The organism is Streptomyces sp. NPDC050619, assembly GCF_040654815.1.
GTDB lineage: Bacteria > Actinomycetota > Actinomycetes > Streptomycetales > Streptomycetaceae > Streptomyces.
The window spans coordinates 1-9,095 of sequence record NZ_JBFAIR010000091.1 but is presented as its reverse complement, the minus strand read 5'-3'; the positions used below and the strand labels follow the sequence as shown (position 1 = coordinate 9,095).

Genomic DNA, 9,095 nt, shown 5'->3' with positions numbered 1-9,095 from the left:
GACGCCGACCCCACCGCGCGGGCGGTCCACGGGTGGCGGGGGGAGCGCTGAACACGTCGTGGGCCGCCGCGCGGTGTGCGCGGCGCCCCTCGACGTGGTGACGCGGTAGGGCGATTCCGGTCAGTCGTCGAGCAGGCGGATCGGGTCCTGCTGCTCGTACCAGCCGAGGAACGGCGGGCACAGGCCCCAGCCCAGCAGCCGCTGGAGCTCCTCCGGGTACTCGCGGACGATCTCCTTGGGCACGGCCAGGTACTGGTTCTCCTCCTGGCGCAGATTGCCGCGCACCAGCGCGAGCGTGAGGCCCGTGCGCGCGTCGTCGGCGAGGTTGGCGCCGCCGCCGTGGAACAGACCGCCCACCCAGATCAGACAGGACCCCGGCTCCATCTCCGCCTGCACCGCCTCCTCCGGGCGCGGCGCGCGCTCGGCCTCCCAGAGGTGGCTGCCCGGGTGGACGATCGTCGCGCCGTTCTCCTCGGTGAACTCGCTCATCGCCACCATGATCTGCACCCGGTTCGTCGGGCCGGGGCTGGGCAGCAGGTGCGCGATGTCGTCGCGGTGCGGTGGCTGCGCGGTCTCGCCGGGCCAGATCTGGATCGCCTGGGTGATGCTGACCTGCACGTTCGGGGCGAGATCGGTGCGCGTGCGGCCGAACCAGTTCGTCGAGGGGCGCTCGATCAGGTCCCGGGCGGCGCCCAGGTACAGCGGGTTGAGCGCGATCCGCTCCATGTGCCGGGAGCGGGCGAACAGTGAGCTGAGCCGCTTGGTGCGCTGGCCGGTGAAGGAACTGTCTCCGTAGCCGGTGGCGTCGAGTGCGGGACCGAGGTCGTCCCACAGACCCTTCAGGGCGGTCTCGTCGACGAGGTCCTCGACGATCACACCGCCGTCGCTCTCCAGGACGGCGGTGACGTCGGACACCGGGGCGGTGGCGGGAAGCCGGGTCAGATCTGCGGGCATGCGGAATCCTGGTTCTGTCGGTTCGGGTCGGCATCCTGGCGCTGTCGGTCCGGGTCGGCGATGCGGGCGGGCAGCGGGTCGGTCACCAGCGCACCGGTAGTTCGGCGAGCCCGTACAGCACGCCGTCGTCCTTGTGGCGCAGCTCCTCGACGGCACAGTCGAGCCGGATGCCGGGCAGTCGCTCGAAGAGAACCCGGTAGGCCAGTTCCATCTCCACCCGCACGAGATGCTGGCCCAGGCACTTGTGCCGCCCGTGTCCGAAGGCGACGTGGCCCTGCGCCGAGCGGCCCGGGTCGAAGGCGTGCGGACAGGCGAACTTGCCGTCGTCGTAGTTGGCGGCGGCCACCAGCGGTGCCACGCCCTCGCCCGCCCTGATGAGCCGGCCGCCGATCTCCACGTCCGCCACGGCGACCCGCAGCGGCACCAGATCGGCGACGGAGTAGAACCGCAGCAACTCGTCCACGATCCCGGGGTCACCGATCCACTCCGGATGCGTCATGAGGGGGACCGCGCCCAGGGCGATGTTGTTGGCGGTGGTCTCCTGGCCCGCGATGAGCAGCAGCAGGGCGGCTCCGCCGACCTCCATCGGCGCCAGCTCGCCGGAGGCGATCATGGTGCTGATCAGGTCGTCGCCGGGCCGGTGCCGCTTGATGGTGACCATCCGGCTCAGGTAGCGCAGGAGTTCGGTCGTCGCCTTGTCCCGTTCCTCGTCGGTGGCGGCCAGCGTGACCAGCACCGAGATACGGGACTCGAAGAACGCCCGGTCGGCGTTGGGGACGCCCAGCAGCTCGCAGATCACCAGCGACGGAATGGGCACCGCGTAGTCGGCGACCAGATCGGCCGGGCTGCCCTTGGCGGCCAGCGACTCCACGCGGTCCTCGACGACCTTCTGGATCCGGGGGCGCAGCTCCTTCATCCGCCGTGCGGTGAAGTCCTGCAGCAGGATCTTGCGGTAGCGGTCGTGCTCGGGCGGGTCGAGGGTCGCGAACCAGCCGGGAATCTGGGTCTGCGCGGGCGGTCCGCCCGTACGGCCCGGCGTGGGGAACCCCTCGTTGCGGGAGTCCGAGCTCAGGGACGGGTGGAGCAGGGCCTGACGCACATCCTCGAACCGGGTCAGCAGCCAGACCCGCTGGCCACCCGGCATCATCGACCACACCAGCCCGTCCCGCTCGCGTATCTCGGCGTAACCGGGCGGAGGGAAGGGCTCGCCGGGCCGGCGGAACGGGAAGTCGACCTGCCGTTCGGCGTCGTCCCTCATGTCTGTCGCTGTCACGTGGCGTCCCCTCTCACCGGGAGGTGCACCGGAACATCCGGACCCCGGTGCGAGACGAAGAATGGGGCGCCTGCGGCGGGCAAATCCCTAGTCCTGGCACGCGATCCGACGCCCCGGTACACGATCCGGCACTTTGCCGGGACCGCCCCGGTACACGGTCCGGCACCATGCCGGTACCGCCCCGCTACCAACGCACCGGCAGCTCTGCGGGCCCGCCGACGAGCCGCCCGGCGCTGGTGACGAGCCGCTCGTCCGGAACCGCCGGCCGCAGCCCCGGCATGCGCCCGAACAGTGCGCCGAAGGCCTCCGCCAGCTCGATACGGGCGAGCGACGCGCCGAGGCAGTGCCAGATCCCGTGGCCGAACGACAGATGCGGGTTGGGCGTACGGCACGGATCGAACTCCTCGGCTCGCTCGAAGACGCGCTCGTCGTGGTTGGCCAGCGCGAAGTCCAGCAACACCAGGTCGCCGGCCCGGATCGTCACCCCGCTGATCTCGATGTCGGCGGCGGCGTAACGAGGCAGAACCGAGCCGGACTGCTTGCCGTTGCGCAGAATCTCCTCCACCAGCGCCGCCATCGCCTCCGGATCGTCGAGCGCGGACCGCAGCCGCTCCGGGTGGCGGGTGAGCAGTACGACGCCCAGGGTGATGAAGCTCGCCACGCTCTCCAGGCCCGCCATCAGCAGCGTCGCGGCTAGCGCGGCGGCCCGCTCCGTGGGGACGCCGGCGGCGACGAGCCGGGACAGGACATCGTCCTGGGGTGCGGCCCACTTGGCCTCGGCGACCGCGCCGAACAGCGCGAACAGGGGGCCCGGCCCCGGCGCGGCCGCCCCGTCCGCCCCGACCCGGCCGATGTCGGCCAGCAGTCGTGCCGCACTCTCGCGCTCCTCGGCGGGCACGCCGATCAGCTCGTGCAGAATGCCCAGCGAGTACGGCAGCGCGAAGTGCCGCTGCAGATCGGCGGGTTGTCCGCGGTCCGCGAAGTCCCCGGCGAGCACCCGCGCCGCCGCAGCCACGCGCGGCCTCAGTGCCTGCATACGGCGGGCGGCGAACTGCGGTCCGAGCAAGGCGCGGACCTGGCGGTGCATCTCCCGTGCCGAGTCGGCGTCGTCGATGATCAGCATCTCCACGAGCGGGCTGTCGACGTACTTGGGCGCCGTGGCGGTGGCGGGGTGGAAGCGGCCCAGCCGCTCGTCGTGCAGGAGTGCCTTCGTCTCGGCGTGCCGGGTGACGAGCCACGCCTCGTGTCCGGCCGGCGTCAGCACCCGGCAGACGGCCGCCTCGTCCCGCAGCGTCCGTAGCGGGCTGGGAGATAAGACGGGGTGTGCGTCGGTGTCGAGTGCTGGCAACTGTGGTGTGTACGCCATGGATCCAAGCCTGCCGCCCCGGTGCTGACGAATTCCCCAGAGTTCGGCGTCGGCCGGCGAAACCCGCCATGTGGAGTGCGCCACATCTAGAGGTGAGCCCTCCTCGCCTTCTCCGCGGCGGACACGGACCGAACGGCATCGGGTTGCCGCCGTGGGCGCGCTGACCGGCGGCGAGGCTCAAAGAACCGTCGCGTGTTGGCGATCGTGAACGCGTGAAGGCCGCTGCGATGCGCTCGCGATCGGATCGCGCACGACCGAGGGTCTCCCCGGTTGGTTGTGCGTATGATCAGACAAGAAAGGGTTGTTCGATTCGTGCATTCCGCCAACTCCTTTGCGTGGCGGGGCAGGTACAGGAGAAACGGTGGCCTTTACCCCCGCCCCGAAGGCCGCAGACGAATCTGCGCTCGTCGGCCGAGACCTGGAACTCGCCCTGATCCGCGAGCACTTCCACGGCACGGGCGACGGACATGCGGTCCTGCTTCGCGGACCCGCGGGCATGGGCAAGACCCGGCTGATGTCCGCCGCGCTCGCTGAAATGGGCGCCGGCGCCCGCGTCCTCACCGTCAAATGCCAGGAGAGCGGCGGCGCCGCCTACGACGCCGTACGCGAACTGTTCACCCCGCTCGGCCTCACCGACGGCGACCCCGCGCGCCATCCGCTGCTCGCGGGCAGCGCCGCACTCGCCCTGCCAGCTCTCACGGACGGGGCCTCCGACGGCCGGCCGGCCGACATGTACGGCGTCATGCACGGCCTGTACTGGCTCACCGCCTCCGTGGCCGCCGAGCAAGGCCTGATCCTCGCCGTCGACGACCTCCAGTGGTGCGACGAGGCTTCGCTGCGCTGGCTCGGCTTCCTGCTGCGCCGGGCCGAGGGCCTGCCCCTCGCCCTGCTCCTGACACTGCGTACCGGGGTCGAGCACGCGCACCCCGAGGTGCTGGACGAGATGGCCGACGCCGCCTGCTGTCTCACCGTCGACGTCGAGCCGCTCACCGACGACGCCGTGCGGGCCATGCTCGCCGCGGCTCTCGCCGTCACGCCCGACGCGTCCGTCGTCGGACGCTGCATGGAGCTCACCGGCGGCACCCCGTTCCTGGTCCAGCTCGTCGTCCGCGAGCTGAGGGAACGGGCCCCGGACGCCGGACTTGACGCCGACGCGCTGCGGGACGGCCTCGGGCACGGCGCCGTCGCCCGCTTCCACCTCGACCGGCTCGGCCCCGACCGGCTCGCCGTCGCGAAGGCGCTCGCGGTCCTGGAGTCCGACGACATCGAAGCCGTCGCCGCGCTCGCCGGCACCACCCCCGGTCCCGCCGCCGGTGCCGTCGACGCCCTGCGCGCCGCCGGACTGCTGCGCACCGACTCCCTCGCCTACCGCCACGACCTCATGCGCCAGGCCGTGCTCGACGCGACGCCGGCCGAGGAACGCCTCGCGCTGCGCGAGCGCGCCGCACGCCTGCTCAACGACTCGGGCTGCCCCACCGAACAGGTCGCCGTCCAGCTGATGCACCTGCCCGAGGTGCCCGAGCCCTGGATGGTCACCGTCCTGCGCTCCGCCGCTCACGGCGCCGAGCAGCGGGGCGCCCCCGCCACTGCGGGCCAGTACCTCTCCCGCGCCCTGCGGCACCACGTCGACGACATCGAGCTGCTGTCCGACTCGGCCCGGGTCCTCGCCCACACTGACCACGCCACCGCGCTCAGTCGGCTGGAACACGCACTGTCCCTCGCCACCGACCCGCGCGTCCGCTGCCGCCTCGTCCTGCAGTACGTCATCACCTCGCTCGGAGCCGAGAACTCGCTGCGCGCCTTCGAGCTGGTCGGCGAAACGCTGCCCATGGTGGAGTCCGAGCTCGGCCACTCCCCGGACGAACAGGCGATGCGCACCCTCCTCGAGGCGATGGCGCTCCTCTCCGGGCTCGATGAGAAGTCCAATGTGCGCCGCGTCAGCGAGCGGTTCCGCGACTACGTGCCGCCGCCCGGTGAGACCGCCGAGGAACGTCTGCTGCTGGGCATGCTGTGCGTGCTCGGCACGTTGGAGGGTCGCCCCGCCGCCGAGCTGGTCCCCGCCGCCGAGCAGGTCCTGCGGGTCGGAGACGTCTCACTGGGCGGCTGGGGCGCCTTCGGCTCGAGCTTCACCCTGTACCTCGCCGACGAGATCGAGCCCGTCGAGGTCGGGCTCACCGCCCTGCTCGAGCACGCCCAGAGACACGGCCAGGCCTGGAACAGCGCCCTCGCCTCCACCACCCGCGCCCGGATGCACATGTGGGCCGGCAACATCGCGCGGGCCCTGGCGGACGCGCAGCTCGCCTTCCATCTCGTCCACCGCGACCTGTACGTCAAGAACGCCGTCAGCCCGTACTGCACCCTCGCAGTGGCTCTGGTCCACCATGGCGACGCGCGCCGCGCCGAGGACGTGCTCGACCTGATCCAGCGGCCCCGCCTGGACCAGTTCACGCTGGTGTCGCACACCTACCTGATGAGCCGGGCCCGGGTCCGTGCCGCGCTCGGCGACCTGGAGGGAGCCCTCGGCCCTCTCCTGCGGTGCGGTGACAGCCTCGCCGAGGCGGGCATCGGCAATCCAGTCCTGGCCCCCTGGTGGTACGACGCCGCGCAGGTGCTCGCCGACCTGGGCCGCCACGGCGAGGGGCAGGACGTCGTCGACCGTGTGGCGCCCGCCGTGCGGCGCTGGGGCACGCCCCGGGCGCAGGGCATGCTGGCCCTGGCTCGCGGTGTCCTCACTCCCGACGACAGCGGCATCGACGAACTGGCCGAGGCCGCCCGCCTCCTGGAAGCCACCCCCGGCCGTCTGGAACATGCCCGCGCCGAGTACCTGCTCGGCCGGCGGCTGCTGGAGCGCGGCGACGCCGAGAGCGCGCGCGAACGGCTGCGCCGCTCCATCGACATCGCCGTACTGTGCGGCGACCGGCAACTCCTCGACCAGGCCGTGCCCGCGCTCGGCGCGGCCGGTGGACGGCTGCGGCACGGCACCGAGTCACCCACCGACGCGCTGAGCGGAAGCGAACGGCAGGTCGCCGAGCGGGCCGCCGCCGGCGCCACCAACCGGGAGATCGCCGAGGCCCTGTTCCTCACCCAGCGCACCGTGGAGTTCCACCTCACGAGCGTGTACCGCAAGCTCGGCATCCGAGGGCGCCGGGAACTCGCGGCGGTCCTCGCCGCCGAACGCGGACCCGTCAGCTGACGCTCTGCGCGTTCGTCCGGCCGCCAGCCCTGTCGTGCGGGAAGTTTAGGGTTTTACGGGTGGCGCGTCGCGTTCAATGAGCGGTGACGGCGGGCCGGTTGCCGCCCCGCACCGATGAAAGCCTCTGGAAAGGGACGCCCATGTCGCGTATCGCCGACGACGCCACCACGGCGTGGATCCGCCGCTACCACCCCACGGCCGGCAGCGCCGTACGGCTCGTCTGCTTTCCGCACGCGGGCGGTTCGGCCAGCTTCTTCCACCCGGTGTCGGTGCGCTTCGCCCCCGAGGTCGACGTGGTCGCGCTCCAGTACCCGGGGCGCCAGGACCGGCGCATGGAGCCGTGCGTCGAGGACATCGGGAAGCTGGCGGATCTGCTGTGCGAGGAGATCCGTGGGCTGAGCGAGAAGCCCACTGTGTTCTTCGGTCACAGCATGGGCGCCGTCCTGGCCTTCGAGACGGCGCTGCGGCTCGAGGAACTCGGCGCCAACCCGCCGCGTGCGATCGTCGCCTCGGGCCGGCGCGCCCCGTCCACACACCGGGCCGAGCGGGTGCACCAGAAGGACGACGCCGGGGTGATCACCGAGCTGCGGCTGCTCAACGGCACCGACGCGGCCGTGTTCGGCAACGACGAGCTGCTGCGGATGGCGCTGCCCGCGATCAGGGGCGACTACCGGGCCATCGAGACCTACACCTGCCCGCCCGAGCGCCGGGTGCGCGCGGCCCTGACGGTACTGACGGGTGACGCCGACCCGCGCACGACCCTGGCGGAGGCGGAGGCCTGGCGGGACCACACCGAGGGCGCCTTCCGCGTGCGCGTCTTCCCCGGCGGCCACTTCTTCCTCACCGGGCACCTGAACGACGTGTACGCCGAGATCGGCGAGGAGCTCGACGGCGCCCGCGCGGCCGGGGACTGAAAAGCTTTCGGAGGCACCGCCGCGAAAACCCGAAGGCCCCACCACGGGGAACGGCGGGGCCTGAGAGACCTTCAGACACTTGCGGTCAGTCGGACACGAACTCCGGGCGCACGCGTGGTGGCCACTGACCGACGGCGAAGACACCCAGGGAATAGCTCTTCGATATCAGCGCCGGCCGGTTGGTCACCTTCATCTTCCGCAGCAGCGAGGAGACGTGGTATTCGACTCCGCCGCGGCTGAGGAAGAGTTTCGTGGCCAGCTGGACGGTCGACTCACCCGATGCCACTCCTTCCAGAATGCGGGCGTGCATCGGACTGAACAGTTTGCGCCGCGCATGGGCGATCTGCGGACCGTTCGCGGATTCCTCCGGGTCGACCAGCACCAGGATGCGGTCGACCCGGCCGACCCCACTCCGTACGGCTATTCCGGTCATCTCTCCGCGGAACACGGCGTCCTGCGCGCCCACCGCCACCAAGTGGTCGGCGAACCGCGGGCTCTGACCGTCCGCCAGCCGGATCAGCTCGTTCTTCAGCTTGCCCTGCACACTGGGGTGGAGGAGTTCACAGAAATCTCTTCCCGTGCCCTGCCCTTGGCTCCAATCGAATTGGCGGGCGAAGGACCGGTTTGCCTCCATGATCCGGAATTCCAGATCAAGATTCGCTATGCAGAACAGGGACTGCTCGAAAAGCGCCAAATAACTGTCGCGATACGGTTCCAGAGACCAGTTCTGCGATGCGTCGGGGAGGATCTCTGCGGGGTCCAGGGCTGCATTCTTCATGGGGGGTGGGCCACTCTCTCTCAGCGCTCATGACCAGTGGTGCATCCCAAAGCGGGGAGTGTTCTTTCCCCCATGACATTGCCATCAAATGAAAATACATGTCAAGGCAAACGGGGTTCTCCGGGCCCTATTACCGCTAAGACTGCGGTGCCCGCAGGCGGTGGTTCGGTGCGCATTGCGGTCCCGTATGCAGGTGCTTTTTGAGTACCGTTCGGTAACCTGCGAATGTGACGTCCAGGTGACGCCCAGGCAAGGGATTGCGCACGTCAGCAGCGGTGTCGGGGCAAGGAGCGAGTCGTGGGAATGTGCGACTGCGGAGGTTGTGGAGAATCTGCGGATTTTGGTTTGCGCGTACGCCGTGAACGCAAAGAACGAAACTCTTCGCAGCTCGGCGGCATGGGTACGATCCGTTCCGGACGGACTAGCGGGTTTCGTCCATACCCATGGCCTCGGTCAGTTGCTCCCGGCCGGTAATGCAGAATTTGCGATAAGAGCTCGTGAGGTGTCTTTCCACGGCTCGTAGACTCGTTTCGAGTTCCTCCGCGATCTCCTTATTGCTGAGACCGCGTGCCGCGCGTTCCGCCACCCTCGTCTCGGCCGGGGTGAGTCCGGCCGCG

The 9,095-nt window shown here is 70.6% G+C and carries 7 protein-coding genes; 2 read left to right on the top strand and 5 right to left on the bottom strand.

Features of this window, described 5'->3' with window-relative positions:
• Window positions 1–120 precede the first annotated feature (120 nt).
• From AB0I77_RS52860 to AB0I77_RS52850, 3 genes are all read right to left on the bottom strand, one after another.
• Window positions 121–954, bottom strand: coding sequence for a phytanoyl-CoA dioxygenase family protein (locus AB0I77_RS52860; protein ID WP_363290219.1), 834 nt, complete (start codon window positions 952–954; stop codon window positions 121–123).
• Window positions 955–1,036: 82 nt separating this feature from the next.
• Window positions 1,037–2,227: a cytochrome P450 gene (locus tag AB0I77_RS52855; protein ID WP_363290218.1), complete on the bottom strand. Its 1,191-nt coding sequence runs from the start codon at window positions 2,225–2,227 to the stop codon at window positions 1,037–1,039.
• 184 nt (window positions 2,228–2,411) lie between these two features.
• Window positions 2,412–3,593 (bottom strand): cytochrome P450, encoded by a 1,182-nt coding sequence (locus AB0I77_RS52850; RefSeq protein ID WP_363290217.1) that lies wholly within the window; start codon window positions 3,591–3,593, stop codon window positions 2,412–2,414.
• A gap of 361 nt (window positions 3,594–3,954) precedes the next feature.
• Between AB0I77_RS52850 and AB0I77_RS52845 the strand changes: the two genes are divergently transcribed.
• Together AB0I77_RS52845 and AB0I77_RS52840 are read left to right on the top strand one after the other, a co-directional pair.
• Window positions 3,955–6,786, top strand: coding sequence for an AAA family ATPase (locus AB0I77_RS52845; RefSeq protein ID WP_363290216.1), 2,832 nt, complete (start codon window positions 3,955–3,957; stop codon window positions 6,784–6,786).
• 140 nt (window positions 6,787–6,926) lie between these two features.
• Window positions 6,927–7,700 (top strand): alpha/beta fold hydrolase, encoded by a 774-nt coding sequence (locus tag AB0I77_RS52840; RefSeq protein WP_363290215.1) that lies wholly within the window; start codon window positions 6,927–6,929, stop codon window positions 7,698–7,700.
• 85 nt (window positions 7,701–7,785) lie between these two features.
• Here AB0I77_RS52840 and AB0I77_RS52835 read toward each other — a convergent pair whose 3' ends face one another.
• On the bottom strand, window positions 7,786–8,478 hold the full coding sequence (locus tag AB0I77_RS52835; RefSeq protein WP_363290214.1) for a LuxR C-terminal-related transcriptional regulator: 693 nt from the start codon (window positions 8,476–8,478) through the stop codon (window positions 7,786–7,788).
• 421 nt (window positions 8,479–8,899) lie between these two features.
• A partial coding sequence (locus AB0I77_RS52830) for a helix-turn-helix transcriptional regulator (protein ID WP_363290213.1) occupies window positions 8,900–9,095 on the bottom strand: 196 nt, incomplete at its 5' end.

What these genes read in the sequence shown, in the direction of transcription:
- AB0I77_RS52840 (WP_363290215.1), top strand. Translation starts at nt 6,927, where the DNA reads ATGTCGCGTATCGCCGACGACGCCACCACGGCGTGGATCCGCCGCTAC.
- AB0I77_RS52850 (WP_363290217.1), bottom strand. Translation starts at nt 3,593, where the DNA reads ATGGCGTACACACCACAGTTGCCAGCACTCGACACCGACGCACACCCC.
- AB0I77_RS52835 (WP_363290214.1), bottom strand. Translation starts at nt 8,478, where the DNA reads ATGAAGAATGCAGCCCTGGACCCCGCAGAGATCCTCCCCGACGCATCG.
- AB0I77_RS52860 (WP_363290219.1), bottom strand. Translation starts at nt 954, where the DNA reads ATGCCCGCAGATCTGACCCGGCTTCCCGCCACCGCCCCGGTGTCCGAC.